Annotated in this window: 22 protein-coding genes; 4 read left to right on the top strand and 18 right to left on the bottom strand. The window is 71.9% G+C overall.

The window, feature by feature from the left end; genetic code table 11:
* Window positions 1–24: 24 nt before the first annotated feature.
* The 6 genes from H291_RS30395 to H291_RS0115815 all read right to left on the bottom strand — a co-directional run bounded on the left by H291_RS30395 (window position 25) and on the right by H291_RS0115815 (window position 9365).
* Complete coding sequence (locus H291_RS30395; protein WP_020015988.1) at window positions 25–804, bottom strand: GTP pyrophosphokinase; 780 nt, start codon at window positions 802–804, stop codon at window positions 25–27.
* A 46-nt stretch (window positions 805–850) separates the two neighbouring features.
* On the bottom strand, window positions 851–4474 hold the full coding sequence (locus H291_RS0115835) for an alpha-L-arabinofuranosidase C-terminal domain-containing protein (protein ID WP_157237083.1): 3624 nt from the start codon (window positions 4472–4474) through the stop codon (window positions 851–853).
* A gap of 102 nt (window positions 4475–4576) precedes the next feature.
* Window positions 4577–5605, bottom strand: a complete 1029-nt coding sequence (yjfF, locus tag H291_RS0115830; protein ID WP_020015986.1) for a galactofuranose ABC transporter, permease protein YjfF — start codon at window positions 5603–5605, stop codon at window positions 4577–4579.
* Window positions 5605–6678, bottom strand: a complete 1074-nt coding sequence (locus H291_RS30390) for an ABC transporter permease (RefSeq protein ID WP_051109506.1) — start codon at window positions 6676–6678, stop codon at window positions 5605–5607. Before H291_RS30390 ends, yjfF begins: the two co-directional genes overlap by 1 nt.
* Window positions 6675–8201: a sugar ABC transporter ATP-binding protein gene (locus H291_RS0115820; RefSeq protein WP_020015984.1), complete on the bottom strand. Its 1527-nt coding sequence runs from the start codon at window positions 8199–8201 to the stop codon at window positions 6675–6677. The genes H291_RS30390 and H291_RS0115820 overlap by 4 nt, the downstream gene beginning before the upstream one ends.
* Window positions 8202–8360: 159 nt before the next feature.
* Window positions 8361–9365 carry an ABC transporter substrate-binding protein gene (locus tag H291_RS0115815; protein WP_020015983.1) on the bottom strand — a complete coding sequence of 335 codons (1005 nt, stop codon included), beginning with the start codon at window positions 9363–9365 and terminating at the stop codon, window positions 8361–8363.
* Window positions 9366–9689: 324 nt separating this feature from the next.
* Here H291_RS0115815 and H291_RS0115810 point away from each other — a divergent pair, with 324 nt between their 5' ends.
* Window positions 9690–10379, top strand: a complete 690-nt coding sequence (locus H291_RS0115810) for a GOLPH3/VPS74 family protein (RefSeq protein ID WP_020015982.1) — start codon at window positions 9690–9692, stop codon at window positions 10377–10379.
* A gap of 125 nt (window positions 10380–10504) precedes the next feature.
* On the opposite strand, the gene araA is transcribed toward H291_RS0115810, so the two are convergent.
* The 10 genes from araA to H291_RS30380 form a co-directional block, all read right to left on the bottom strand.
* Window positions 10505–12019: an L-arabinose isomerase gene (gene araA, locus H291_RS0115805; RefSeq protein WP_020015981.1), complete on the bottom strand. Its 1515-nt coding sequence runs from the start codon at window positions 12017–12019 to the stop codon at window positions 10505–10507.
* A complete protein-coding gene (locus H291_RS0115800; RefSeq protein WP_020015980.1) occupies window positions 12016–12756 on the bottom strand; it encodes an L-ribulose-5-phosphate 4-epimerase in 741 nt (246 codons plus the stop codon). Before H291_RS0115800 ends, araA begins: the two co-directional genes overlap by 4 nt.
* Entirely contained in the window at window positions 12753–14420 is a 1668-nt protein-coding gene (locus H291_RS0115795) for a xylulokinase (RefSeq protein ID WP_020015979.1), read from the bottom strand. Before H291_RS0115795 ends, H291_RS0115800 begins: the two co-directional genes overlap by 4 nt.
* A 241-nt stretch (window positions 14421–14661) precedes the next feature.
* On the bottom strand, window positions 14662–16011 hold the full coding sequence (locus tag H291_RS0115790; protein WP_020015978.1) for an ABC transporter substrate-binding protein: 1350 nt from the start codon (window positions 16009–16011) through the stop codon (window positions 14662–14664).
* Window positions 16012–16073: 62 nt separating this feature from the next.
* Window positions 16074–16937 carry a carbohydrate ABC transporter permease gene (locus H291_RS0115785; protein ID WP_020015977.1) on the bottom strand — a complete coding sequence of 288 codons (864 nt, stop codon included), beginning with the start codon at window positions 16935–16937 and terminating at the stop codon, window positions 16074–16076.
* Window positions 16937–17830: a carbohydrate ABC transporter permease gene (locus H291_RS0115780; protein WP_020015976.1), complete on the bottom strand. Its 894-nt coding sequence runs from the start codon at window positions 17828–17830 to the stop codon at window positions 16937–16939. Before H291_RS0115780 ends, H291_RS0115785 begins: the two co-directional genes overlap by 1 nt.
* A 265-nt stretch (window positions 17831–18095) precedes the next feature.
* Window positions 18096–19097, bottom strand: coding sequence for a LacI family DNA-binding transcriptional regulator (locus H291_RS0115775; protein ID WP_020015975.1), 1002 nt, complete (start codon window positions 19095–19097; stop codon window positions 18096–18098).
* Window positions 19098–19143: 46 nt separating this feature from the next.
* The gene (proC, locus tag H291_RS0115770) at window positions 19144–19911 is read right to left on the bottom strand and encodes a pyrroline-5-carboxylate reductase (RefSeq protein ID WP_051109530.1); all 768 of its coding nucleotides are present in this window, start codon (window positions 19909–19911) and stop codon (window positions 19144–19146) included.
* Between the two features lie 73 nt (window positions 19912–19984).
* Window positions 19985–20638: a hypothetical protein gene (locus H291_RS32665; protein ID WP_020015973.1), complete on the bottom strand. Its 654-nt coding sequence runs from the start codon at window positions 20636–20638 to the stop codon at window positions 19985–19987.
* A 116-nt stretch (window positions 20639–20754) separates the two neighbouring features.
* Window positions 20755–21651, bottom strand: coding sequence for a phosphatase PAP2 family protein (locus H291_RS30380; RefSeq protein WP_020015972.1), 897 nt, complete (start codon window positions 21649–21651; stop codon window positions 20755–20757).
* Between the two features lie 102 nt (window positions 21652–21753).
* Between H291_RS30380 and radA the strand changes: the two genes are divergently transcribed.
* Together radA and disA are read left to right on the top strand one after the other, a co-directional pair.
* On the top strand, window positions 21754–23187 hold the full coding sequence (radA, locus tag H291_RS0115755; protein WP_020015971.1) for a DNA repair protein RadA: 1434 nt from the start codon (window positions 21754–21756) through the stop codon (window positions 23185–23187).
* A 53-nt stretch (window positions 23188–23240) separates the two neighbouring features.
* Window positions 23241–24323: a DNA integrity scanning diadenylate cyclase DisA gene (disA, locus tag H291_RS0115750; RefSeq protein ID WP_020015970.1), complete on the top strand. Its 1083-nt coding sequence runs from the start codon at window positions 23241–23243 to the stop codon at window positions 24321–24323.
* A gap of 78 nt (window positions 24324–24401) precedes the next feature.
* Here the strand turns inward: disA and H291_RS32660 are convergent, their stop codons facing one another.
* Window positions 24402–25319 (bottom strand): hypothetical protein, encoded by a 918-nt coding sequence (locus H291_RS32660; protein ID WP_157237079.1) that lies wholly within the window; start codon window positions 25317–25319, stop codon window positions 24402–24404.
* A gap of 205 nt (window positions 25320–25524) precedes the next feature.
* Between H291_RS32660 and H291_RS0115740 the strand changes: the two genes are divergently transcribed.
* Entirely contained in the window at window positions 25525–26421 is an 897-nt protein-coding gene (locus H291_RS0115740) for an A/G-specific adenine glycosylase (RefSeq protein ID WP_420038574.1), read from the top strand.
* 26 nt (window positions 26422–26447) lie between these two features.
* On the opposite strand, the gene H291_RS0115735 is transcribed toward H291_RS0115740, so the two are convergent.
* Window positions 26448–26978: an amino-acid N-acetyltransferase gene (locus H291_RS0115735; protein WP_026365807.1), complete on the bottom strand. Its 531-nt coding sequence runs from the start codon at window positions 26976–26978 to the stop codon at window positions 26448–26450.
* Between the last annotated feature and the right edge of the window lie 16 nt (window positions 26979–26994).

Below are 26994 nucleotides of genomic sequence, written 5' to 3'. Positions count from 1 at the left end.
CTCGACAAGCTCGACCAGCGGGGCTCAGGTCTCGCTGTCGAAGCCGAAGCCGCCGTCGGCCTCCGCCGCGCGCCAGAAGTCGCGCAGCATCTCCTCCGGGGTGTGCAGGTTGTGCCGGCTCGCGACCGGCTCCTCGTCGCCCGAGATCGCCTTGACCTCGTCGTGGATGCGTTCCATCGAGGTGTCGAGCGACCACGCGACGTCGGCGGCGAGCTTGAGCGAGTCGGTGAGGTGCCGGGGCACGTCGCCGTCGTACTTGTAGTAGATCTTGTGCTCGAGGCTCGCCCAGAAGTCCATGGCGATGGTCCGCAGCTGGATCTCGACGATGACCTTCTCCACCCGGTCGGACAGGTAGACCGGGATCTGCACGATGAGGTGCAGCGACTTGTACCCGGTCGCCTTCGGGTGCTTGATGTAGTCCCGCTCCTCCAGCAGCGTCAGGTCCGACTGCGCCAGGAGCATGTCGCGCACCAGGTAGATGTCGTTGACGAAGCTGCAGGTGATCCGCACCCCGGCGATGTCGAACATCTGGTCCCGCACGCCGTCCGGCGTCAGCGGGATGCCCTTGCGCCGGCACTTGGCGACGATCGACTCGAAGGACTTGAGCCGCGACCCCACGTGCTCCACGGGGTTGTAGTTCTGCATGTGCCGGAACTCGTCCCGCAGGATCGAGATCTTGGTCATGACCTCGTCGATCCCGAACTTGTAGGTCAGGACCAGGCGGCGCAGGTCGGCGACCAGCTGGCGCAGCTCTGAAGGGTCAGGCATGGGGCGTTCCCGGACGTCCTCGGGCAGCTTGCTCACGGGACCACCGTACGGGCTGACGGTGGTCCCGTGGGCGTGAAAACTGCTAGCGCTCGTGAAGCCTCAGGAAAGTGATCGAGTGGGCCGGGAAGTCGTACGTGAACGCCGAGCCGCCGCCCGAGCGGGACACGTCGAGCCGCGTGCGGCTCTCGACGGGCACCACCCGTTCGGGCTGGGTCTTGGTGTTCCGGGCCGACGGCGCCCCGGTCATCTCCGTGACGGACGCCCGGGGGTCCACCTTCGCCCCGGCGAGCGACACCGCGGTGCGCGCGACCGACTCGTAGGGGTTGACCACCTTGAGCACCAGGTCACCGGTCCGCTCGTCGCGCGTGACCACCTGGTACAGCGACTCCGTGGTCGGCTCGGTGTAGGTCATCTGCAGCTCGCCGTCGAGGTAGAGCTTGATGGTGCGCCCGGAGACCACGACCTTGACGTGGTAGTCCCGGCCCGTCTCCATCGAGTGCCCCTCCACGGCCGCGACCTCGTTCGCCGAGCTGTTGTCGGCCCGCTGCAGCGCCTGCCGGGTGTTGTTCCACCCGCCGAGGTTCCACCAGTAGAAGTCGTCCCGGCCGCCGGCCGCGAAGCCGATCAGGAACGCCTCGCTGCCGCCCAGCTTCCGGGCGTCCAGCTCCAGGGTGTAGTTGTCCCAGTCCTTGGCGTAGGCGTCGGTGATGATCGAGCGCGCGTCGGTGACGTTCCCGGCCGACTGGACGTACTCGCCGTCCGCCACGGCCCACGTGCCGGACTGGGGGTCCCAGCCGGACGCGTCGTCGAACGAGTCCGAGAACAGCACGTCGCCGGACGCGTTGTCGGTGACCACGACGTCGTCGTACGCGGCCCGGGTGTTCCACGTGGACAGGAAGACGCCGCCCGAGATGTCGGCGGGGGTCTCCTCCGGGCCGTCGTGCACCGACGGGACCACCCGGTCACCGGTGTTCGTCATGAACATCTTCTGCGTCCAGTACGACGTCGAGCCCCAGGACTCGTCGTTGTCGAACCACATCATGTCCGGGGACCACTGGACGTAGTCCTCGTTGGCGAACATCGGCGCGTACGAGGCGAGCTCGACCAGGTCGGCGTTGCGCTCGATCCCGGTCATGTACGCGGCCTCGGACAGCGCGTTGGACCACGCGTTGCCCCGCGAGGCGTACTCGCCGAGGAACACGTGCGGACCCTCGCGGTCGTAGGAGTCGTACCGCTCCGTGTTCGACAGGAACCACGACGGGTCGTTGTAGTAGTGCTCGTCGACCATCGCGACGCCCTGCTCGCGGTTGAACTCCCACAGCTCGTCGAACCGGGCGCCGGCGTCGTCCGGGCCGGAGTTCGAGATCACGGTGACCTCCGGGTGCGCCGCCTCGACGGCGTCCCGGAACCGCGGGAAGTTGGCCTGGAAGGTGTCCGTGTTCTCCTCGTTGCCCAGCCCGATGTACCTCACGCCGAACGGCTTGGGGTGGCCCAGCGCGGCGCGCACCTTGCCCCACTTGGTGCGCACGGAGCCGTTGGCGAACTCGATGAGGTCCACCGTGTCCTGCACCCAGCGGTCGATGCGGACGTCGTCGGTCATCTCGGGGATGTTGCTGCCGCAGCCGTTGGCGCCCACCGAGAGCACCGGCAGCGGCGTGGCGCCCAGGTCCTCCGCGAACTCGAAGTACTCCAGGTAGCCCAGGCCGTAGGTCTGGTTGTAGCCCCAGAAGTTCCAGTTCGTGGGCCGCGCCTCGACCGGCCCGATGGTCTCCTTCCACTGGTAGGTCCGACGGCGGTCGGCGCCGTCGGACTCCAGGTACGTGTCGAAGGTGCCGACGTTGGTGACGCAGCCGCCGGGGAACCGCAGGAACGACGGCTCCAGCTCTGCGACCTTCTGGGCGAGGTCCGCGCGCAGCGGCGAACGCCCGTTGACCGGGCCCACCCAGGTGTCGCGCGGGAACAGCGAGACCATGTCGAGGCGCAGCGTGCCGCGAGCGCCGCCGGTGACCACGAGCCGGGCGTCGTTCACGGTGCGGTTCGCGGTGAGGGTGGCCGTGTGCTTCTTCCAGCGGTCAGAGCCGTTGACCGTCACGGTCGTCGAGGCGTAGGTGGTCCCGCCGTCGGGCGACTCCAGGCTGACGGTGAGGCGCTGGCCGCGCTCGGCGCGGGCGAACACCGAGAAGTCGTACTTCTTGCGCCTCTCGATCGCGAAGCCCTCGTTGTAGCTCGCGTTCCGCACGCCGACGCCGGGCCCGTCGGCCTCGACGGTCAGGTAGGCGCGGTTGCTGTCGTTGAGCCACTCGCCGCGCTCGGACTCCACGACGGCCGTGCCCGCGGACCCGCGCTGCACCACGTCCCAGCCGGTCATGCCCGTGAAGCTCGCGTTGTCGGTCGCGGCGAACTCGAAGGACCGGTTGCGGACCAGCTCGGCGTAGAGGCCGCCGTCGGCCGCGTAGTTGATGTCCTCGTAGAAGACGCCGTACAGGTCGTCGCTCATCTCGGTGCCGGCCGCCGCGGCGTCGACGTCGAGCGTGTGCTCCTGGACCGGGGTCGCGGCGGGCGGGTACGCGGCCAGCAGGCGGTCGCGCTCCTCGGCGGTGATCGGCAGCACGGTGCCGTGCCGGGGGCTGGCGGGCAGGATCGCGTCGAGGTTCGCCGTCCACTCGCCGCTGCTCAGGTCGTCGGTCTCGAAGAGCATGTAGCCCTGGCCGTCGTGGTAGCTCGGCTGGTCCTGGAGCAGGAACCAGCGGTCGTCGGTGAGCGACGGGAACAGCGTGGGCCCCTCGCCCCCGGTGAACGTGCCGCCCCACGGGTTGGGCTGCCCGAACCCGACGCGCTCCTTGATCAGGTCCCAGCCGTCGCCGTCGGACACGCCCTGGGTGCGGCGCAGGTCGGTGGACGACTCCTGCCGCATGCCCATGTACGACTCGTCCTTGGTGAGGCGGTAGTAGACGCCGTCCTCCTGCTGGACCGTGGAGTCGATCATGCCGAGGCCGTCGCCCTGCGGCTCGTCGATCCACGGCTGCGGCTCCGAGAAGGTCTCGAAGTCGGTGGTGGTCGCGTAGAGCATGCGCTGGTAGGAGTCGCGGATGTCGCGCTCGGCGGGCGGGACGTCGTCGGGGTAGAGCGCCGAGGCCCAGTAGACGACGAACTCGCCCGCCGCCTCGTCCCAGTACGCCTCGGGCGCCCACAGGTTGCCGGCGTTCTCGGGGGCGAGCTCGATCTCGCGCTGCTCGCCCCAGTTCACGAGGTCGGTGGACTCCCAGACCATGATGGAGCGGCTGCCGGTCTCCTGGGCGTCGCCGAAGTTGCCGCCGCCGTAGATCTGCAGGTCGGTGGCGAGCAGGTAGTACGTGCCGTCCCCGCCGCGGATCAGGAACGGGTCGCGCAGCCCCTTGGTCCCGAGGTCGGAGGAGAGCACCGGCTCGCCGCCGTTCAGCGTGGTCCACTCCAGCGGGTCGGGACCGTCGGAGACGGCGAACGAGATGGTCTCGCCGTCGGCCGTCGACTCGCCGGTGAAGTAGGGGAAGAAGTAGGCGGCATGGTCGCCGCGCTGCCCTGAGCCTGTCGACGGGTCGGCGGTCTGGGCGGCCGGTCCCGCCGGGACGACGGCGGGCGTCGTGGCCGCCGCCACGGCGGGGGCGGCCAGCCCGAGGCTCAGGGCGGCCGCCACCAGGGCGGTCCTGCGTCTCGTCGTTCTCTTCATCGTTGTAATTCCTCTCGTCACGTCGTTGTGGCTTTCGGATGGTCGGACCCCCGCCCCTGGCTCGGCGCAGCGGGTGCGCCGAGCCGGGGGCGGGGTACCTCGTCAGGTGCGGCGGAGGCTCAGCACCCGCTGGAGGGCCACGAAGATCAGCAGCAGCACGCCGATGACGATCTTGGTCCACCAGGAGCTGAGGGTGCCCTCGAACGTGATGATGGTCTGGATCAGGCCCAGCACCAGCACGCCCAGCACGGAGCCGAGCACGAACCCCGTACCGCCCGTGAGCAGCGTGCCGCCGATGACGACGGCCGCGATGGCGTCGAGCTCCATCGCCACACCGGTCAGCGAGTAGCCGGACCGGGAGAACATGGCGAACAGCAGGCCGCCGAGCCCGGCGCAGGTGCCGCTGACGACGTACGCGAGCACCTTGGTGCGGGCCACGGGCAGGCCCATGAGCAGCGCGGACTGCTCGCCGCCGCCGATCGCGTAGACGGTGCGGCCGAACCGCGTGAAGTGCAGCACCAGGAAGCCGAGGCCCACCACGATCAGCGCGATGAGCACGCTGGAGGTCATGCGCCACTCGCCGAAGATCTGCACCCAGCTCGCGAGCGCCACGAACGACGGGTCGTCGATCGCGATGGACTCGGGCGCGATGAGGAAGCACAGCCCGCGCGCGAAGAACATGCCCGCGAGCGTGGCGACGAACGGCTGCACCTGGAAGTAGTGGATCATCACGCCGTGCGCCAGGCCGATCACCGTCCCGGCGCCCACGGCGAGCGGCAGCACCACGGCTACCGGCAGGCCGGCCTGGAGCAGGGCCGCGGTGATCACCGTGGACAGCGCCAGCACCGACCCGACCGACAGGTCGATGCCGCCGGTGAGGATCACGAACGTCATCCCCACCGCGAGCACGATGAGGTGCGCGTTGTTGATGAACAGGTTGGAGATCACGGCGGGCGTCAGGAAGTTGTCGTACCTGGTGCCGCCCACGATCAGCATGAGGGCGAGCACCACGAACGTGCCCAGCACCGGCAGGTATCGCCGGTCCAGCCGGACGGGGAGCTTCCGGGCGCGGGCCTTGGGGGCCACGGGTTCCGTGGGGGCCGCGCCGGGCGCGGGGGCCGACGTCGCCATCAGGCCTTCACCTCCGTCGAGTCGGGGGTCGAGTCGGGGCGTGCGGTGGACGGCGGCTCGGCCGGCGCCATGACCTGGCGTCGTCTGGCCGCCGTGAGCCGCTCCCGCATCCGGGGCGACTGGAGCAGGGTCACCGCGATGACGACCAGGGCCATGAACAGGGGCGTGACCAGCGGCGAGATGCCGAGCACGGTGACGGTCCGCTCCAGGGTTGCGATCACCAGCGCGCCGACCAGGGTGCCCGACAGGTTGAACTTGCCGCCCGAGAGCGCCGTCCCGCCGATGACCACCGCGAGGATCGCGTCGAGCTCGATGAACAGGCCGGCGTTGTTGGCGTCGGCCGCCATCGTGTCGGCGCTGATCAGCAGGCCGGCCAGGCCGGCGAACAGGCCCGACGCCGCGTACACCGTCCAGGTCAGGGTGCGGGAGCGCACACCGGACAGCCGGCTCGCGGCCGGGTTGATGCCCGTGGCCTCCAGCAGCATGCCGAGCGCGGTGCGCCGCACCACGAACGCGACCACGGCGAACACGCCGAACGCGAGGACCGCGGCGGTGGGCAGGCCGAGCCAGAACCCGGAGCCCAGCACCTTGAACGGCGCGCTGTTGACGGTGGTGATCATGCCGCCGGTGATGAGCATGGCGACGCCGCGGCCCGCCGTCATCAGGATGAGCGTGGCGATGATCGGCTGGATGCCGAGCACCGAGACCAGGAACCCGTTCCACACGCCCAGCAGCAGGCACAGCACCAGGGCCAGGGCGATGGCGGTGAGCACGGTGACCGGCGAGTCCGGGTTCGGCGACGACGCGATGTGCGACAGCGCGACCGCCCCCGAGACCGCGACCACGGCGCCGACCGAGAGGTCGATGCCGCGCGTCGCGATGACCAGGGTCATGCCCAGGGCGACGAGCAGCAGGGGCGCCGTCGTGCGCAGGATGTCGATCGGGGCGCCGAACAGGTGCCCGTCCCGGACGGTGACCGCCAGGAAGCTCGGCCGGGCCACCGTGTTGGCGACCAGCAGCGCGACCAGCGCGGCCACGGGCCAGAACAGATGGTGCCGCAGTACGTCCCTCACGCTGCCCCACCTCCCGCGATGAGCTCGACCACCTGGTCCATCGACGCGCGGTTGCCGTCGATCTCCGCCACCTTGCGGCGGTCCCTCAGCACCGCGATGCGGTGCGAGATGCGCAGCACCTCCTCCAGCTCGGCGGAGATGAAGACGACGGACATGCCGTCGGCGGCCAGCTCGGCCACCAGCTTCTGGATCTCCGCCTTGGCGCCGACGTCGATGCCGCGCGTCGGCTCGTCGAGCACGAGCAGCTTCGGGGCCGTGGCGAGCCACCGCGCGAGCAGCACCTTCTGCTGGTTGCCGCCGGACAGGTTGCGCAGCAGCGCCTCCGGGTCGGCGGGCCGGATGCCGAGCTGCTGGATGTACTTCGCGACCAGCTCGTCCACCTGCTTGCGGGGCAGCGGCCGCATCCAGCCGCGCTCGGCCTGGAGGGCGAGCACGATGTTCTCCCGCACGGTCAGGCCGTCGACGACGCCCTCGCCCTTGCGGTCCTCGGACGTGTACGCGATCCGGTGGCGCATGGCCGCGCGCGGGTTGCGCAGGCGCGTCGGCTTGCCGGACACGCGGGCCTGCCCGGCGTCGGCCCGGTCGGCGCCCGTGAGCAGGCGCGCCAGCTCCGTGCGGCCCGAGCCGAGCAGCCCGGCCAGGCCGACCACCTCGCCCTCGTAGAGGTCGAGGTCGAACGGCTGCACCGAGCCCTTGCGGCCCAGGCCCACCACCTGCAGCAGCGGGGTCGCGTCGGCCGGCCGCTCGGCCTGCTCCAGCACCTCCTCGGCGGCCTCCAGCACGTCCATGGACCGGCCGATCATGTGCTGCACCAGCTCGGACGCCGGCAGCTCAGCGGTCACGAACTCCCCCACGAGGGTGCCGTTGCGCAGCACCGTCATGCGGTCGGAGACCTCGTAGACCTGGTCCAGGAAGTGGCTCACGAACAGGATCGCCACGCCGTCGTCGCGCAGGGCGCGCATGACGGTGAAGAGATGGGCCACCTCGTCGGTGTCCAGGCTGGAGGTGGGCTCGTCGAGGATCAGCACCTTGCAGTCCCCCACCGTGGCCCGGCAGATCGCGACGAGCTGCTGCACCGCCAGCGAGTGCGACCCCAGCGAGGAGCCCGGGTCGATGTCCAGGCCCATTCGTTCCAGGTGCGTGGCCGCCTGCCGACCGATCGCCCGCCAGTTCAGGCCACCGAGCACGCGCGGCTCGGCGCCGAGCATGATGTTCTCCGCGACCGTGAGGTTCTCGCAGAGGTTGACCTCCTGGTACACGGTGCTCACGCCGTGGGCCCGGGCGTCGGCGGGGCCGGAGAACCGGCGCTCGACGCCGTCCACGCGGATGGTCCCCGCCGTCGGCGAGTGGATGCCCGTGAGGGCCTTGATCAGGGTGGACTTGCCCGCGCCGTTCTCGCCCATGAGGGCGTGGATCTCGCCGGGGCGGAGACTGAAGTCGACGCCGTCGAGGGCCTTGACCGGCGGGAACTCGACGCTGATGCCGGTCATCTCGACGACGGGTGGTGTGGTCTGCTGGGTCATCCTCGACCTTCTTACGTGCGTGGCCCCGGGCGGCGAGCCCGTGCGCCGGGCGAGGCCCGCTGGTCGAGCTTGTCGAGACCCTGGGTCTCGACAAGCTCGACCAGCGGGGGGCTCGCCCGGCGCACCGGGCTCACGACCACGAGCGGCCGGCGGCGGGGGTCAGTACTCGCGGGTGGGCAGCGCTTCCTTGGCCGCCGCCTGGTCGAACGCCTCGTCCTTGACGACGATGCGCTTCTCGACCTCCTCGCCGGCGAGGACCTTCTTGGCGATGTCCGCCAGGTCCGGGCCGAGCAGCGGGTTGCACTCGACGATGTAATTGATCTTGCCGTCGGCGAGCGCCTGCATGCCGTCCTTGACGGCGTCGATCGTGACGATCTTGATGTCCTCGCCCGGCGTGAGGCCGGCCGCCTCGATGGCCTCGATGGCGCCGAGCCCCATGTCGTCGTTGTGCGCGAACACGAGGTCGATGTCGTCGTGGGCGTTGAGGAAGCCCTCCATGACCGTCTTGCCCTCGGCGCGCGTGAAGTTGCCGGTCTGGCTGTCGATGAGCTCGATGTCGGTGCCCTCGATGGCCGACGCGAAGCCCTCCTTGCGGTCGATCGCCGGGGCGGCACCGGTGGTGCCCTGCAGCTCGACGGCCTTGTAGCCCTCGCCGTCGTACTGCTCGGCGACCCACTCGCCGGCCATCTCGCCCTCGAGCACGAAGTCCGAGCCGATGAACGACTCGTACAGGGTCTCGTCGCTGGAGTCGACGGCGCGGTCCGTGAGGATCACGGGGATGCCCGCGGCCTTGGCCTCCTGGAGGACGGCGTCCCAGCCGGTCTCGACCACCGGGGAGAACGCGATGACGTCCACGCCCTGCGTGATGTACGAGCGGATGGCCTGGATCTGGTTCTCCTGCTTCTGCTGCGCGTCGGAGAACTTGAGGTCGAAGCCGTTCTCCGCGGTGAGCGTGTCCTGGATCGACTTCGTGTTGGCGGCGCGCCAGCCGGACTCCGCGCCCACCTGGGAGAAACCGAGCGTGATGACGCCGTCGTCAGCGGCAACCGTGTCGCCACCACCCGCGGGCTCGTTGCCGGCGTCCGAGCTGCACGCACCGAGGGCGAACAGCGAGGCTGCCGACACTGCGGCCAGAACGGTACGGGTCAGGGTCGTGCGTGCCATGTCTCCTCCTTGAGATCTCGCACGGCATCGTGCGAGTGCTAGCGGCTTTGTGCCCGGTTGGAATGTTAGCGCTCACAAATACCAGACAGACAGGTGGACACGTCACATTCCGGTAACGAGTCTGCCGCTTTCGCCCGGTTAGGGGAACGAAACTCCCAAGTCCGGCCAATCCTGAACCGCGGGGTCGCGCGGCCCGGCGGCAGGCTTCTCCGCCCGGCGGTGGGCCGCCGTCATCCCCGCGGCGGATCACGCGGCCGGACCTGCCGTGGTCTGCTGGTCCCGAGGGCCCAGCCCGCCCACGACAGCGACGACCGGGAGACCACCATGGAACTCAGCCTCGCCGAGGAGTACCTGCTCCTCGCGCTCGACGACGCCTCCGGACGCCCCCTGCTCAGCGGGCAGCACCTGCAGTTCGCGCTCGCCGGTGCCGCCGTCGCCGGGCTCATGCTGCGGGGCGCGCTCGGCGTGTCCGACGGCGTCGACGGCGGCCAGAAGGGCCGGTTCCGCGCGACGGGACGGGCGACGCCGTCCGACCCGCTGGAGCGCGAGATCCTGGACCTGCTGGAGGGCCGGAGGCCCAAGGACGCGATCCGGAAGATCGGTCAGGGCAGCTTCGCCCGCACGCTGCGCGACGCGCTGCAGCAGGGGCTGGCGGCCCGGGGCGTGCTCCGCGAGGAGCAGGTCAAGGTGCTCGGGCTGTTCCCGAGCACCACCTGGCCGGCGCACGACCCGGCGCCGGAGGCCGCGGTCCGGGAGCGGGTGCTCGGGGCGCTGACCGGGGCCGCGGACCTGGACGAGCCGACGGCGGCCCTGGTCTCGCTGCTGCACGCGACCGACCTGACCCGCAAGGTCTTCCCCGACCAGGACCGGCGGACGCTCAAGCGGCGAGCCAAGGAGATCTCGGAGTCGCAGTGGGCCGGTGACGCGGTGAAGCGGGCGATCGACGAGGTCAACGCGGTGATGGTCGCGACCATGGTGGCGACGACGGGCGCGGCGACGGCAGGCAACACCTGACCCCTACCGCAGGTCGAGCTTGTCGAGGCCCCTTAACGCCGGTCGAGCTCGTCGAGACCCCCTACCGCAGGTCGAGCTTGTCGAGACCCGGGTCTCGACAAGCTCGACCAGCAATGGAGCCAGGGTCAGAGGCCCTGGGCCAGGCGGTAGTACGCCTGGTTGTGGCGCACCTGGTCGGCGAAGCCGCGGCGCGTCGTGTCCTCGTCGATGACCAGCAGCTCGGTACGCGCGATGTCCGCGAACACCTCGAACGCCTCGATGCCCGCGGCGGTCGACATGACGGTGTGGTGCGCCCCGCCCGCCGTCAGCCACGACTCGGCCGAGATCTCGAACGACGGCCGCGGGGCCCACATGGCGCGGGCCACGGGCAGGTTCGGCAGGTCGCGCGGCGGCGTGACGACGTCGACCACGTTCGCCGTCAGGCGGAACCGGTCGCGCATGTCGGCGAGCGAGACCACCACGGCGCCCTCGACGGCGTCCGCCGAGAACACCATGCGGACCGGGTCCTCCTTGCCGCCGATGCCGAGCGGGTGGATCTCGATGCGCGGCTTCGAGGTGGTCAGCGACGGGCAGACCTCCAGCATGTGCGCGCCGAGGATCAGCTCGGAACCCGGGGTGAGGTCGTAGGTGTAGTCCTCCATCAGGGAGGCCCCGCCCGGGAGACCCTCGCCCATGACCTTGGCCGCGCGCACGAGCACCGCCGTCTTCCAGTCGCCCTCGGCGCCGAAGCCGTAGCCCTGCTCCATGAGGCGCTGGACGGCCAGGCCGGGGAGCTGGCGCAGCGCGCCGAGGTCCTCGAAGTTGGTGGTGAACGCCTTGGCGCCGGCCGCCTCGAGGAACCCGAGCAGGGCGAGCTCCTGGCGCGCCGCGTAGCGCAGCGAGTCGTGCCGCTCGGCGCCGGCCCGCAGCTCCGGGGCGACGTCGTACTTCTCCTCGTACTCCGCGACCAGGGTGTCGATCGCGGCGTCCTCGACGGCGTCCACGGCCGCGACCAGCTCGTTGACTCCCCAGGTGTTCACCGAGACGCCGAACCGCAGCTCGGCCTCGGTCTTGTCGCCCTCGGTGACCGCGACGTTGCGCATGTTGTCGCCGAACCGGACCAGCTTGAGCTCGTGCGTCGCGGCCCAGCCGGCCGCGCCGCGCACCCAGGTGCCCACCCGGCGGGTGACGGCCGGGTTGGAGACGTGCCCCACCACCGTGGTCCGCGCGACGCCGAGCCGCGTGGCGATGTACGCGTACTCGCGGTCACCGTGCGCGGCCTGGTTGAGGTTCATGAAGTCCATGTCGATGTCGTCCCAGGGGAGCTCGACATTGGCCTGCGTGTGCAGGTGCAGCAGCGGCTTGCGCAGCGCGTCCAGGCCCGCGATCCACATCTTGGCGGGGCTGAAGGTGTGCATCCAGGTCACGACGCCCAGCACCGCGTCGTCGCCGTTGGCGTCGAGCATGGCGCGGCGGATGGCGGCCGAGTCCTTCAGGACGGGCTTCCACACGACCTTGACCGGCACGTCGGACGACGCGTCCAGCGCGCGGGCGACCTCCTGGGACTGCTCCGCGACCTGGGCCAGGGTCTCCTCGCCGTAGAGGTCCTGGCTCCCGGTGAGGAACCAAACCTCACGGTCCGCGTAGGGCTTGGTGCTCATGCCTGTCCTTCCGTGCTCGTGGCGGCCTGCTGGCCGTAGACGTTCTGGTAGCGGTCGTAGAGGGCGTCGATGTGCTGCTGCTCGATCGGCAGGGGGTCGCCGAGCTGCCGGGCGACGTGCACCGTGCGGGCCACCTCCTCGACCATGACGGCGGCCTTGACGGCGGCCCGCGCGTCCTTGCCGATGGTGAACGGGCCGTGGTTCTGCATCAGCACGGCGGGGCTGCGGTGGCCGCTGAGCGTCTCGACGATGCCGCGGCCGATCGAGTCGTCGCCGATGATCGCGAACGGTCCGACCGGCACCGGCCCGCCGAACTCGTCGGCCATCATCGTCAGCACGCACGGCACCTCCTCGCCGCGCGCGGCCCAGGCCGTCGCGTACGTCGAGTGGGTGTGGACGACGCCGCCCACCTCGCGCATGTGCGTGTACACGTAGGCGTGCGCCGCGGTGTCGGACGACGGCGCCCGCGTGCCGTCCACGAGGTTGCCATCGAGGTCGCAGACCACCATGTCGGCCGGCGTCAGGTCGTCGTACGAGACCCCGGACGGCTTGATGACGAACAGGTCGGCGCTGCCGTCCGGCACGTCCGCGTTCGGCACACGCTGCGAAACGTTGCCCGCCGTCCAGACCACCAGGTCCCAGCGTGGCAGCTCGGCGTGCAGGTCGGAGACGACGGCGCGGACGCGCGCCACCTCGTCCTGGACCGCCTGCGAGTAGTCGGTCAGTGTCTTGCTCATCGGTCGCTCTCCTGCGTCGTGTCTCGGGTGCGGAGCTCGGCGACGGCGGCACGCTCGATCGCCAGGCCCGCGCTGTAGCGCTCCAGGAAGGCGGTGAAGCCCGCCACGTCGTCGGCGTCCGGCTCGACGACGTCGAGCGCGGCGTCCGCGAAGATCTCGGTGCCCAGCCAGGTGCCCAGGTCCTGCGCCGGGGCGGCGGCGCCGTCCGCGGACGCCCGGTAGGCGGCCAGCACGGCGATGCCCCAGGCGCCGCCCTCGCCCGCCGTGGTGCCCACGGCGACCGGGGCGCCGAGCGCGGCGGCCAGCAGCCGCTGCGCCACGCCCGCGGTCTTGAACATGCCGCCGTGCGCGAACATCGCGTCCAGGCCGACCTGCTCCTGCGCGAGCACGCGCATGCCGAGGGCGAGGGTGCCGAACGCGCTGTAGACCTGCGTCCGGGCGAAGTTGGCCAGCGTGAGCCGGCTGTCCGGGGTGCGGGTGAACAGCGGGCGCCCGGCCTCCAGGCCGGTGATCGGCTCGCCGGACAGGTAGTTGTAGGCGAGCAGGCCGCCGCCGTCGGCGTCACCGTCCAGGGCGGACCGCAGGAACGCCTCGAAGACGGCGCCCGGCTCGGCGGGCTGCCCCAGGGCAAACGCGAACTGGCCGAACATCTCGGCCCAGGCGCCCAGCTCGCTGGCGCCGTTGTTGCAGTGCACCATCGCGACGAGGTCGCCGGACGGCGTGGTCACCAGGTCCAGCTCGTGGTGCACGCGCTCCAGCGGCCGCTCCAGCACGACCATCGCGAAGATGCTGGTGCCGGCGCTGACGTTGCCGGTGCGGGGCGCCACCGAGTTGGTAGCGACCATGCCCGTGCCGGCGTCGCCCTCGGGCGGGCACAGCGGGATGCCGGCCTTGAGGGTGCCGGTCGGGTCGAGCAGGGTGGCGCCCTCCGCCGTGAGCGCGCCGGCGTCGGCGCCCGCGGGCAGCACGCCCGGCAGCAGGTCGGCGAGACCCCGACCGAACCCGTGACCGGAGGCCACCTCGTCGAACTGCGCCAGCATCCGCTGGTCGTAGCCGCCGGTGGCCACGTCGACCGGGAACATGCCGGAGGCGTCGCCCACGCCGAGCACCTGCTGCCCGGTGAGCCGCCAGTGCACGTACCCGGCCAGGGTGGTGACGTGCCGCACCGCCGGCACGTGCGCCTCCTCGTCGAGGATCGCCTGGTACAGGTGCGCCACCGACCAGCGCAGCGGGATGTTGTGCCCGAACAGGGGGCTCAGCTCGGCGGAGGCTCGCTCGGTGGTGGTGTTGCGCCAGGTCCGGAAGGGCACCAGCAGCTCGTCGGCGTCGTCGAAGGCGAGGTAGCCGTGCATCATCGCGGACACACCGATCGCGCCGATCGTGGCGGGGCGGGCGCCGTACTGCCGCTCGACGTCGGCGAGCAGCTCGGCGACGGCGTCGCGCAGGCCCGCCCAGACGGCTTCCAGCGAGTAGGTCCAGATGCCGTCGACGAGCTGGTTCTCCCAGTCGTGGCTGCCGCTGGCGAGCGGTTCCCCGCCCGGGCCGACGAGGCACGCCTTGATCCGGGTGGAGCCGAGCTCGATGCCGAGGGCGGTCCGACCCTGGTCGATCGCCTCCCGGTGCCCGGCGAGCCGCTCCGCCCCTTCGTCCTGCCGCTCCACCATCGTGGACCGCTCCGTCCTGCCCGCACCGTCGCGAGGCGTAGCTCGTTCATCCGTGGTTCGGCCGTGGTGGTGAGCAGCCTGCTCGCCGCCACGGCGATGTTAGCGCTCACACGATACCGGTCTACAACGCTGTACCCAAGCCGGCCCCCGGCGCCCGCCCTCGGCATGCGGCAGAACGTGTCAGACCCCCAGGTCACCGGGGTGACCTGGGGGTCTGACACGTTCTCTCGGGTGCGGCGGATCAGCCGCCGTTGACCGTGAAGCCCTGGTCCGTGCCGTACGACACGTTCTCCTCCTGCCAGGCGGCGAGGCCGTCCATCAGCGACGTCTTGTCGAGGTAGGACTGGCCCACGGTGTCGGCGAAGATGCTGTTCGCGTACGACTGCCAGGGCAGGTACTGCCAGCCCTCGTTGACGTCGGACGCGCCCGCGGCGAGCACCTCGTTGATCTTCTGCCCGCCGAAGTACTCGGACTCGTAGCCCAGGAACTCAGGCGACTCCAGCTGCTTGACCGTGGCGGGGAAGCCGCCCGTGTCCATGAACGCCTTGATCGACTCGTCGCTCGAGTTGAGCCACTTCAGGAACCCGGCCGCGAGCAGCTTGTTCTCCGCCGCACCCGGGATGGACTCCGCGCTGCCGCCGTTCTCGGCGTTGGTCGGGGTGCCGTCGTAGGTGGGCATCGGGGCCACGCGCCACTTGCCCTTGCCGTCCGGCACGCCGTCCTCGAGGATGCCGGGCATCCACGCGCCCAGCGCCACCGAGCCGATGGTGCCGTCGTTCAGGGCCTGGTACCACTCGTCGCTCCAGCCCGGGAGCTGGCAGAGCAGCTCGTCGTCGATGAGCGGCTGGTACATCTCGGCCCACTTGGTGGTGCCCTCGTCGGCCAGGTCGATGGTGACCTCGCCGTTCTCGGTGTGGAACGGCTTGCCGCCGGCCTGCCAGATCATGCTGGTGGTGAAACCGGCGTCGCCGGTGTCGTTGCCGATGCAGGTCTCCGGGTCGTGCTGCTTGATCTTGGCCGCGGCGTCCTTGTACTCGTCCCAGGTGGTCGGCGCCTCGACGCCCGCGGCGTCGAACACGTCCTTGTTGTAGAAGAACGCCATGGGGCCGGAGTCCTGGGGCAGGCCCCAGATGCCCTGCTGCGAGATCGCACCCCACGTGGACGGCGTGTACAGGTCCTCCAGGTCGGCGAACCCGAACGCGGTGAGGTCCACGAGCTGGCCCGGGAGCTGGAACTGCGGGATGGACTGGTACTCGATCTGCACCACGTCGGGCACGCCGGTCCCGGCGGCGATCGCGTTCTGCAGCTTGGTGTTGGCGTCGCCGGCGCCGACGGTGTCCACGAGGGTGACGTCGACGTTCGGGTACGCCTTCTCGAACGCCGCGACCTGCGTCTCGGCCTGCGGGGTCCAGGTCCAGTACGTCATGCTGCCGCCCTCCTGGAGCGCGGCCTCGATCTCGTCGGCGCTGGCACCCTCCGAGGCGCCGCCACCGCCGCCGTCGTCCCCGCCGCCCGAGCAGGCGGTGAGCGAGGCTGCCATCAGTGCGGCCAGGGCGCCGAGCGCGACCCGGCGGTTACGGGTGATGGTCATGGTCTTCCTTCTTCCACATCGTTGTAGTTCAGGTCTCTCGACGTCGGCGGGGCCGACCTCACCTAAGCCTTGACGCTGCCCGCGCTGAGGCCGGACTGCCAGTACCGCTGGAGCACCAGGAACACCACCACGATCGGCACGATCGTCAGGAACGACCCGGTGATCACGAGGTTGAACACCGGCTGGGCGCCGATTCCCGAGGCATCCGCCAGCCACTGGTACAGACCCAGCACCAGCGGGTACAGGTCCGGGTCGTTGAGCATGATCAGCGGCAGGAAGTAGTTGTTCCACGTGGCGACGATCGCGAACAGCGCCACCGTCACGATGCCCGGCGCCAGCAGGCGCAGCGAGATCGTGAAGAAGGTGCGCCACTCGCCCGAGCCGTCGACCCGGGCTGCCTCCAGGATCTCGGTGGGCACGGCCTCCGCCGAGAACACCCACATGAGGTAGAGCCCGAAGGGCGAGACGAGCGACGGCAGGATGACCGCCCACATCGTGTTGGTCAGGCCCCACTGGCTGAACAGCAGGAACGTCGGCACCGCGAGGGCCGTACCGGGCACGGCGATGGCCCCGAGGATGACGGCGAACACCGCGTTCCGGCCGCGGAACCGGTACTTGGCCAGCCCGTACCCGGCGGCGGTCGCGAGGACCGTGGCACCGCCGGCGCCCACGACCACGTAGACCAGCGTGTTGGCGAACCACTTGAGGAAGACGCCGTCGTCGTGCGTCAGCACGTCCCGCACGTTGTCGAAGAACGCGAAGTCGCCCGAGAACCACAGCCCGAACGAGCTGAGCAGCTCGGGCTGGGTCTTGGTGACGCTGAACAGCATCCAGGTCAGCGGCAGGACCGAGTAGATCAGCAGCGCGCCCAGCAGGACGGTCAGGGTGATCGACTTGCGCGGACGGTGGTACGAGTAGCCGGCCATCAGATCTCCCTCCGGGTCCCGCGGAGCTGCACCACGTACGCGACGATCGCGGTGATCACGCCCATCACGATCGCGACGGTGGCGGCATAGCTCACCTGGTTGCCCACGAAGCTCAGGTTGTAGGCGTAGATGTTCGGTGTGTAGTAGGTCGAGATCAGCGCCGGTTCGATCTGTTTCAGGATCGTCGGCTCGTTGAACAGCTGGAAGCTGCCGATGATCGAGAAGATCGTCGCGATCACCAGGGCGCCGCGGACGGCGGGGATCTTGATGGACCGCACGATCCGGAACTGGTTGGCGCCGTCGATGGCCGCCGCCTCGTAGATCTCGAGCGGCACCGTCCTGAGGGCCGCGTACAGGATCAGCATGTTGTAGCCCACGAACTCCCAGGTCACGATGTTGCCGATCGCCGTGAGGATCCACTGCTTGGTGTACGGGTCGATGAGGGGGAAGCCCACCAGGTCGTTGACGCTGCCCGTGAGACCGAGCCGGTCGTCGTACATGAAGCCCCACATCAGCACCGCCACGACGCCGGGCACGGCGTACGGCAGGAACAGCGCCACGCGGAAGAAGCTCTTGCCGTGCAGTCGGCCGCTGTCGATCGCGAGTGCCGCGATCAGGGCGATCCCCAGCATGATCGGCACCTGCACCACCAGGAACAGGCCCACGCGGCCCATGCCGTCCCAGAGCTTGGGGTCGGTGAAGGCGGTCACGTAGTTGGCGAACCCCGCGAAGGTGGTGCCGCCCATGAGCTGGTTGCGGAACAGGCTCAGGTACATCGAGTAGACCAGCGGGGTCACGATGAACAGCGCGAACACCACCAGGAAGGGCGTCACGAAACTCCAGCCGGCCGCGGAGACGCGGCGGCTCGGTGGGCGGCGACCGGCCACGGCCACACCCCTTTCCCCGGACGACGTCGTCCGGACTCTCCTGGACGGCAATGTCCTCGGATCACGCCGGACGACACTGCCCGGCGCCAAGAATGTGAACGTAAACATCCTTGTGCGCGGTGACTCTGCCACTGCCTCGCGGACGTGTCAACGCCCCCTCCGGCAACGTTCTCATAAAGGTATGCGGGGCCCCCGGGAGGGGTCAGGCGCGCCGCGCGACGGCGGTCAGACGCGCGGGGCGAGCGCGGTCAGGCGCGCAGGACGAGCGCCGTCAGACGCGCGGGGCCGCGGCGCTCCGGCGCACCACCAGCTCGGGCGCGATCAGCTCGGCGGCCGGCTTGCCGCCGTCGACCGCCGCGAGCAGCAGCGCCACGCTGCGCCGGCCCAAGTCCACGAACGGCTGGCGCACGGTCGTGAGCGGCGGGATGAAGTGCCCCGAGCCGTCGACGTCGTCGAACCCGACCACCGAGACGTCGTCGGGCACGGAGACGCCGCACTCCCAGAACGCCCGAAGCAGGCCGAGCGCGAGCTGGTCGTTGGCGGCGAAGACGGCCGTGGGCCCGTCGCCGGACCTGACCCGCTGGGCCAGGTCGAGGCCCACCATGTAGCCGCGGTCCGCGGTCCAGCCGGCGATGACGGGCTCGGGCACGGGGATGCGGTTCTCGGTGAGCACCGCGCGCCAGGTCTCCTCGCGCTGGACGGCGTCCAGCCAGTCCTGCGGTCCGGCGACGTGCAGGATGCGCCGGTGCCCCAGCTCGATCAGGTGCTCGACGGCGAGCCGCGCACCCGCCCGCTGGTCGACGGAGAGCGGGATGGTGGGCACGTCCGGCTGGAGCTCGCGGGCCGCGATGAGGACCACGGGCACGGGGGCCTGGAAGGACTCCACGGCGTCGGCCACGTCGCTGTGCGGCGCGATCACCACGATGCCCTCGACCGCCTGGTCCATGAAGTGCTCGAGGGCGTTGTGCATGGTGGCGGTGTCGTACTGCCGCAGCGTCGCGACGCTGACGTACCAGCCCTGCTCCCGCGCGGCCTCCTCGACGGCGATCAGCGTGCTCGACGGGCCGAACAGCGGCGATCCCGTGGTCACCACGCCGACCGTGGCCGAGCGGGCCGTGACCAGGGCGCGCGCCGCGCTGTTGCGGCGGTAGCCGAGCTCCGCGATGGCCTCCAGCACCCGCTCCCGGGTGGCCGGGCGCACGCTGCGGTGGCCGTTCAGCACGCGCGAGACGGTCTGGTGGGACACGCCGGCGAGCGCGGCGACGTCGGCCATGGCCGGCGGCCGCGTCGTCGCGGGTCGAGAGATGGTCACGGGAGGATCATCCACCCAGCTGTTGCGCGCGGTCACGCGCGGCGGCAGCGGCGCTCAGGAACGAGGCGCGCACGCCGCCCTCGTCCAGGGCGCGCAGGGCGGCGGCCGTGGTGCCGCCGGGTGAGGTGACCTTCTCGCGCAGCACGACAGGGTGCTCCCCCGACTCGTCCATGAGGCGGGAGGCGCCGAGCAGGGTCTGGGTCGCGAGGCTCCGCGCGACGTCGCGCGTCAGGCCGAGCAGGACCCCGGCCTCGGCGAGCGCGTCGGCCACGTAGAAGACGTAGGCGGGGCCGGAGCCGGAGATCGCCGAGACGGCGTCCAGGTCCTTCTCCGCGGCGCGGACCACCGCGCCGGTGCCGGCGAACAGGTGCTCCACCGCCGCCAGGTGGGCCTCCGTGGCGGCCGCGCCCGGCGCGATCGCCGTGATGCCCGCGCCGATGGCGGCGGGCGTGTTGGGCACGGTGCGCACCACGGCGACGCCGGCGGGCAGCCGCCGCTCGTAGAAGGCGGTCGGGTGGCCCGCCGCGACGGTGACGACCACGGCGTCCGGGTCGATCGCGGGCGCGATCTCGTCGAGCAGCGCGCCCACGTCCTTGGGCTTCACGCCCACGAGCACGATGCCGGCGCCGCGGACGGCCGCCACGTTGTCGCTGGTCGTGGCCACCTGGTAGGTCTCGCGCAGGCGCTGGGCCTTGGCCTCGGTACGCACGGTCGCCACCACGTCGGACGCGGCCCAGCCCGCCGAGAGCGCACCCGCGAGCACCGCCTCGCCCATGTTCCCGGCCCCGAGCACTGCAAGTCGCTGGTTCACCACACCATTGTCCCCCGGCGCGCGCGAACCCTCGCCGTCACAGGGGGAACGCCGTGTAGAAGTCCTCCATGCGGTCGGTCGGACCGGTCGCCTGCAGCACGACCGTCCCGTTCTGCCACACGACGACGGTCCTGCCGCCCTTCACCGGGACGAACGCGTACTGCCCGACCACCTTCTTGCCGACCTTCACGTCGCCGGTCCGCTCCGCCTCGCCGGCGGACGAGGTCCAGGCCGTGGCGGCGGTGGCCGCCTCGTCGTCCGAGGACCACTGCCCGGCGACGACCGCGACCTCGACCGCGTCGCCGTCGGAGTACTCGGCGTTCCAGGCCTCCAGGGCGCCCTCGCCCTTGGGCTCCTTGGCCTCGTCGAGCGAGCCGAGCGCGAGCTGCAGCACCGCCGACGGGAGGGCCTTCTGGAAGGCGGTCTCCTCGCCGCTGCGCTCCATCGCCTTGACGGTCGGGGTGGGTACCGGCGCCGTGACGGTCACGGTCGGCACGGGCTCCGGCGTCGCCTCGGCGCGCCAGAACCCGGGCCACGCGAAGCCCATCAGCAGCACCAGCGCGAGCACCACGACGAGCACGCCCACGAACGCGACGAACCGACGACGCCGGTACACGGCGGGCGATGTCTTCTTCGCGGTCACCGATGCTGTCGCGCCGGTGCGCGGCGAGTTCACGCGCTGGTCGGTCATGTCTGGCTCCCCCGTGCTCGGTCCACCGGATACGTCACGATGGCTCAGCTGAGACCTTATGTCGCGCCACTGACATCGGCAGGGAGGCACGCCCGGCGGACCGGGTGAGGGGCCGGCTAGCGGGGGCGCGCCGCCGCCTGGCTCAGCGGGAGCAGCACGGCGAAGGCCGCCGTAGCGACCGCGACCGCTGCCAGGAGACCGCCCGCGTAGGCCGTCAGCCCGGCGTCCCAGGGCAGCACGGCCCACAGGTGCCCCTCGGTCGCCGCGGCGGCCAGGGCCGACAGGCCGGCCGCCGGGACCGCCACCACGCCGAGCGCGACGGTGACCAGCCGCGTCGGCACGTCGGCACGGGCGAGCGGGTCGTCCTGCGGCCGGTCCGCCCACCCGGCCGGGGCGACGGCGCTCGCCAGCCCCACCCAGAGCACCACCACGAGCACGGCCGCGACGACGTCGGACGGGCGGTGCCAGCGGTCCGCGATCGTCGCGAGGCCCATCGCGCAGGTCGCGGCGCAGCCTGCGAGCGCCGTCACCGGCCGCAGGCTGCGAGGCACGACGAGCAGGAGCGCCGCCCAGGCGGCCGCGACCACGGTGACGTGGCCGCTGGGCAGGGTGTTGACGTCGCGGTTCCACTCCCCGACGAGGCCGGTGCGGTAGAGCACACCGTCCTTGACCACCTGGGTGGTCAGGTTCGAGCCGACGACGACGGTGGCGGCCAGGGCCGTGGCACCCCAGCGCCGGCGCGCCAGCCCGACGCCGCACACCGCGAGGAAGCCGGTCACGAGCCACGGCGGCGAGCCGAGCAGCAGAACCGGCTCCACGGGCCGGTTGACGACGTCCTGGAAGAGGTCGGCGGTGACGAACACGAGCTCCTCGACGCGCTGCCCGGGCCAGGTGGTGACCATCGCCCACCAGACCAGCCAGGTGCCCAGCGCCGCGGCGAGGGCGACGGCGGCGCCGGCGAGGCGGGCCCGCGCGCGGCCGGCGGGACGGATGGGCGCAGGGCGTGCCGGCATGGTCGCAAACTACCTGCCGGGGGCGGCCCGCGAGGGCCGGTCAGGGGGCTCGCGGGGGTGATCTTCGGGCCCGTGTCAGTGGTGCCACGTACGGTTCCCCTCGTGACCTCATCGACCTCCAAGAAGGCCCGGCCCGCGTACCGGTGCTCCGAGTGCGGCTGGACCACCGTCAAGTGGGTCGGCCGCTGCGGGGAGTGCCAGGAGTGGGGCACGGTGGTCGAGGACGGCCCGGCCGCGACCGGCCCCCGCACGGCCGCCGTGTCCCCGGCGCGGGCGCCGGCGCGCCCCATCGCCGAGATCGACGTGGAGTCCGCGCGCGCCAACCCGACGGGCGTGGGCGAGTTCGACCGTGTGCTCGGCGGCGGCCTGGTGCCGGGCGCGGTGATCCTGCTCGCGGGCGAGCCGGGCGTGGGCAAGTCGACCCTGCTGCTCTCGGTCGCGAGCAACGTGGCCGACGGCGCGCTGGGCCCCGACGGGTTCGAGTCGCCCCGCACCGTGCTGTACGTGACGGGCGAGGAGTCGGCCGGCCAGGTGCGGCTGCGGGCGGAGCGGATCGGGGCGCTCTCGCCCACGCTCCTGCTCGCGTCCGAGACCGACCTGGGTACGGTGCTCGGCCACCTGGAGGCGAACCAGCCGGACATGCTCATCGTCGACTCGGTGCAGACCATCGCGTCCGCGCAGGTGGACGGGGCCCCGGGCGGCGTCTCGCAGGTCCGGGAGGTCGCGGCCGCGCTGATCGCCGTGGCCAAGGAGCGGCAGATCCCCACGATCCTCGTGGGGCACGTGACCAAGGACGGCTCCGTGGCCGGCCCGCGCACGCTCGAGCACCTGGTGGACGTGGTCTGCCAGTTCGAGGGCGACCGGCACTCCCGCCTGCGCATGATCCGCGCGGTGAAGAACCGGTACGGCCCCACGGACGAGGTGGGCTGCTTCGACCTGTCGGAGGACGGGATCGTCGGGCTGCCCGACCCGTCCGGGCTGTTCCTGTCCCACGCGGGCTCGGGGGTCGCCGGCTCGTGCATCACGGTGACGCTGGAGGGGCGGCGCCCGCTCGCCGTCGAGGTGCAGGGCCTGGTGGCGCCGAGCCCCCTGAACAACCCGCGCCGCGCCACCAGCGGCGTGGACTCCAGCCGGCTGGCGATGATCCTCGCCGTGCTCCAGCGGCACGGGGGCCTGCGGCTCGCCGACCAGGACGTCTACGCCTCGACGGTCGGTGGCGTCCGGATCACCGAGCCGGCGTCGGACCTCGCGGCCGCGCTGGCGCTGGTGTCCGCACGGACGGGCAAGCCGCTGCCGGGGGCCACCGTCGCCCTCGGCGAGGTGGGCCTGGCCGGCGACCTGCGCCCGGTCGCCGGGCTGGACCGGCGTCTGGGCGAGGCGGCCCGCCTGGGCTTCGCGAACGCCGTCGTACCGCACGGGACCGGGGTCAAGGCGCCCGAGGGTCTCCAGCTCGTCGAGGCGGTGCACATCCGCGACGCGGTCGAGTGGGCACAGGCCATAGGCCGCGCGGGCGACGGCGAGGCGTCCGGGAGATGACCGCTTCATGAAACGAACTACTTGTGACCCGGGGCACAGCGTAGGATTTCTTCGTGGCCACGACCTCCTCGCACACTGACGAGCTGCTCCGTGAGACCCTGGCCGCCGTCGCGCCCGGGACCGAACTCCGCGACGGACTCGAACGCATCCTGCGCGGCCGTACCGGCGCGCTCATCGTGCTCGGCCTCGACCCGGTGGTCGAGCAGATCTGCTCCGGCGGTTTCTCGCTCGACGTCGACTTCTCGGCCACCCGCCTGCGCGAGCTGTCCAAGATGGACGGCGCCGTGGTGCTCGACCGGCATGCCACCCGCATCCGCAAGGCCGCCGTGCAGCTGCTGCCCGACCCGACGATAGAGACCACCGAGTCCGGCACGCGCCACCGCACGGCCGAGCGCGTCGCCAAGCAGACCGGCTTCCCCGTCATCTCGGTGAGCCAGTCCATGCGCATCGTCGCCCTCTACGTGGGCGGCCAGCGCCACGTGCTGGAGGACTCGGACACGATCCTCGGCCGCGCCAACCAGGCGCTCGCCACGCTCGAGCGGTACCGCGCCCGGCTCGACGAGGTGTCCGGCACCCTGTCGGCGCTGGAGATCGAGGACCTGGTCACGGTGCGCGACGTCTGCTCCGTGGTGCAGCGCCTGGAGATGGTGGGGCGCATCTCGGACGAGATCGCGGGCTACGTGATCGAGCTCGGCGTGGACGGCCGGCTGCTGGCGCTGCAGCTCGACGAGCTGATCGGCGACGTCGGCTCGGACCGCGAGTTCGTGATCCGCGACTACGTGCTGAGCCGCAAGGACCGCGCGCTGACCGACGTGCAGGCCGAGCTGTCCGCGCTCACCTCCCAGGAGCTGCTCGACATGAGCCAGATCGGCCGGATCCTGGACCTGCCGGGCGGCGGGGACGCGCTCGACGCCGCCGTCGCGCCGCACGGCTACCGGCTCCTGTCCAAGGTGCCGCGCCTGCCGAACGCGACCATCGAGCAGCTCGTGGGGCACTTCAGCAGCCTGCAGAAGCTCCTCGCCGCGAGCGTGGACGACCTCATGTCGGTCGACGGCGTGGGCGAGCAGCGCGCCCGGACCATCCGCGAGGGCCTGTCGCGGCTCGCCGAGTCCAGCATTCTCGAGCGGTACGTCTGACCCGAGGGGTCCGTCCGCGAGGAGCGGTGCGCCTGGAAGTCCGGTACGCCTGAGAAGAGGCGCGCCGCGGGCTACGCCTCAGGACTCCTTGCCCGAGCCGTCCCCGGCGTCCTGACCGCCCTTCGCGTCGGCGTCGCCCTTCGCATCCCCGTCGGACTCCTCGCCGGCACCCGACTTCTCCCCGGCCTCGCCCGACTCCCCCGACCCGCTCGGGTCCGCCTCCGGCTCGTCCGACGCCTTCCCCGAGGGGTCGCCCGACGGTTCCCCCGACGGTTCCCCCGACGGTTCCCCGGACGACTCACCCGAGGACGACGGCGACGGCTGCGGCACCGTGTACGTCAGCCGCACCACGTCGCTGCTCGCGCCCTCGACGTCGGCGAGCGTGACCTGGGCCGTGTACTGGCCGGCCGTCAGCTTGGGCTGGCCGCCCGGGCAGTCGGGCGCCGAGCGGGAGTCGGACCAGCGCACACTGGTGGTGTCGACGTCGCCAGGGCCGAGGAGCAGCAGCCGCTCCTCGTCCTGGTCGGCGCAGTCCGCGGACGACCAGGCCCGCTCCGCCGTCGGCTCGCCCACCTCGCCCTCGTAGACCGTGACGGCGAGGCTGCGCCGCGGCGCGTCGACCAGGCACTGCACCTGGCCGGTGTTGCGCACCGACACGGTGAACCGGACCGGCACGCCGGGCGTGACCGCCGTGCGGTCGGCCGCAAGGCTGACGTCGAGGTCCTCGGGCGCACAGGGCGCGGCCGCCGCGTTCGGGTCCACGGGCTCGGGGGGCTGCACCTTCGCGGCGGCGATCGGCGGGTCCGTCCTGGGCCACGTCGCGGCGACCCCGATACCGCCCAGCGCCAGCACCACGAGGACCGCGATCAGGCGCCCCCGCCGGCGCGGCCGGGGACCGGTCGCGCTCCGCTCCGCCGCGACCCGACCTGCGGACCGACCGGTCCGCTCCGGCGCACTGACCACCTGCTCGACCCCCTGAAAGCTGCTGGATGCCACGGCCTGACGTGCGATGACGGCCGTGCGGCACCAAAGTACGACGCCGCGCCCGGGCCGGGCCGCAGCCGCGCCGTCGAGTCGGTCACATGTCCTACTCCGCTCCCGCGTCGCGTCCCGCTCGGCACCCGCTCAGCGTCCGAGCGCGGCGTCCGGCACCCGGGGTGTGGTCGGCCCGGGCACCCGCGGTGCGGCAGGATGAGTCCCCGTGACAACACTGGAGGCGACGCGACGTACCGAGGTGCGCTCCGGCGTCGTGCAGTGGTTCGACGGCGCCGCGCGCGACCTGCCCTGGCGCGCCCCGGACCGCACCGCGTGGGGCGTGCTGGTCAGCGAGGTCATGCTCCAGCAGACTCCCGTGGTCCGGGTGGAGCCGGCCTGGCACGCCTGGCTGGAGCAGTGGCCCACGCCCGCCGACCTCGCCGAGGCCCCGACGGCCGACGTGCTGCGCGCCTGGGGCCGGCTCGGCTATCCGCGCCGCGCGCTTCGGCTGCAGGAGTGCGCCCGCACGATCGTCGAGCGGCACGACGGCGCGGTGCCACGCACGGAGGCCGAGCTGCTCGCGCTGCCCGGCATCGGCGAGTACACGGCGGCCGCGGTGCTGGCGTTCGCGTACGGGAAGCGGTCCGTCGTGGTCGACACGAACGTGCGGCGGGTGCTGGCCCGCGCCGTCGGCGGGTCGGCGCTGCCCGCGCCGTCGTACACGGCCGCGGAGCGCGCCCTGGCGACCGCGCTGGCCCCGGAGGCCGACGCCGACGCCGCGCGCTGGGCCGCCGCCTCGATGGAGCTCGGCGCGCTGGTCTGCACGGCCAAGGCGCCGAAGTGCGGCGTCTGCCCGGTCGCCGGGCTGTGCGCGTGGCGCCGGGCCGGGTCGCCCCCGGACGCCCACGCCGACAAGCGCCGCACCCAGGCCTGGGCGGGCACCGACCGGCAGGCGCGCGGCCGCGTGATGGCCGAGCTCCGGCAGGCGGACGAGCCCGTGGACCGGGCCCTGCTCACGAGCCTCTGGCACGACCCGGCCCAGCTCGACCGCGCGATCGCCGGCCTGGTCGAGGACGGCCTGGCGGAGCAGGACGACGCGGGCCGCCTCCACCTGCCGAGGTAGGGCCGGCCGGCCCTACGCGGGCCGGATCAGAGCTCCAGCAGCATCCGCGAGTTGCCCAGCGTGTTGGGCTTCACGCGCGCCAGGTCCAGGAACTCGGCCACGCCCTCGTCGTAGGAGCGCAGCAGCTCGGTGTACACCTCGGGCGTCACGGGCGTGCCGTCGATCTCCCGGAACCCGTGTGCGGCGAAGAAGTCCACCTCGAACGTCAGGCAGAACACCCGCCGCAGGCCCAGGGCGCGCGCCCGCTCGACCAGCGCCTCGAGCAGCGCGTGCCCCACGCGGCGACCGCGCCAGTCGCGGTGCACGGCCAGGGTGCGCACCTCTGCCAGGTCGTCCCACATCACGTGCAGCGCCCCGCAGCCGACGGCGTCGCCCCGCTCCGCGGCGGGGTCGGTCGCCACGAGGAACTCCTGGACCGCCTCGAAGTACCCGACCATCTCGTACGGGCGCAGGATGCGCTCCTGGCTGAGCGGCTCGACGAGGTCGCGGATGGCGCGCACGTCGGCGGGAAGGGCGGGGCGGATCACGGGCGCGGCCGGCGCCCCGGGTGTCGTCACGGCGACACACTACGGC

Source organism: Promicromonospora sukumoe 327MFSha3.1 (assembly GCF_000385135.1).
Lineage (GTDB): Bacteria > Actinomycetota > Actinomycetes > Actinomycetales > Cellulomonadaceae > Promicromonospora > Promicromonospora sukumoe_B.
Note: the sequence above shows the minus strand (reverse complement) of the source record. Positions and strands in the feature narration are given on the sequence as shown.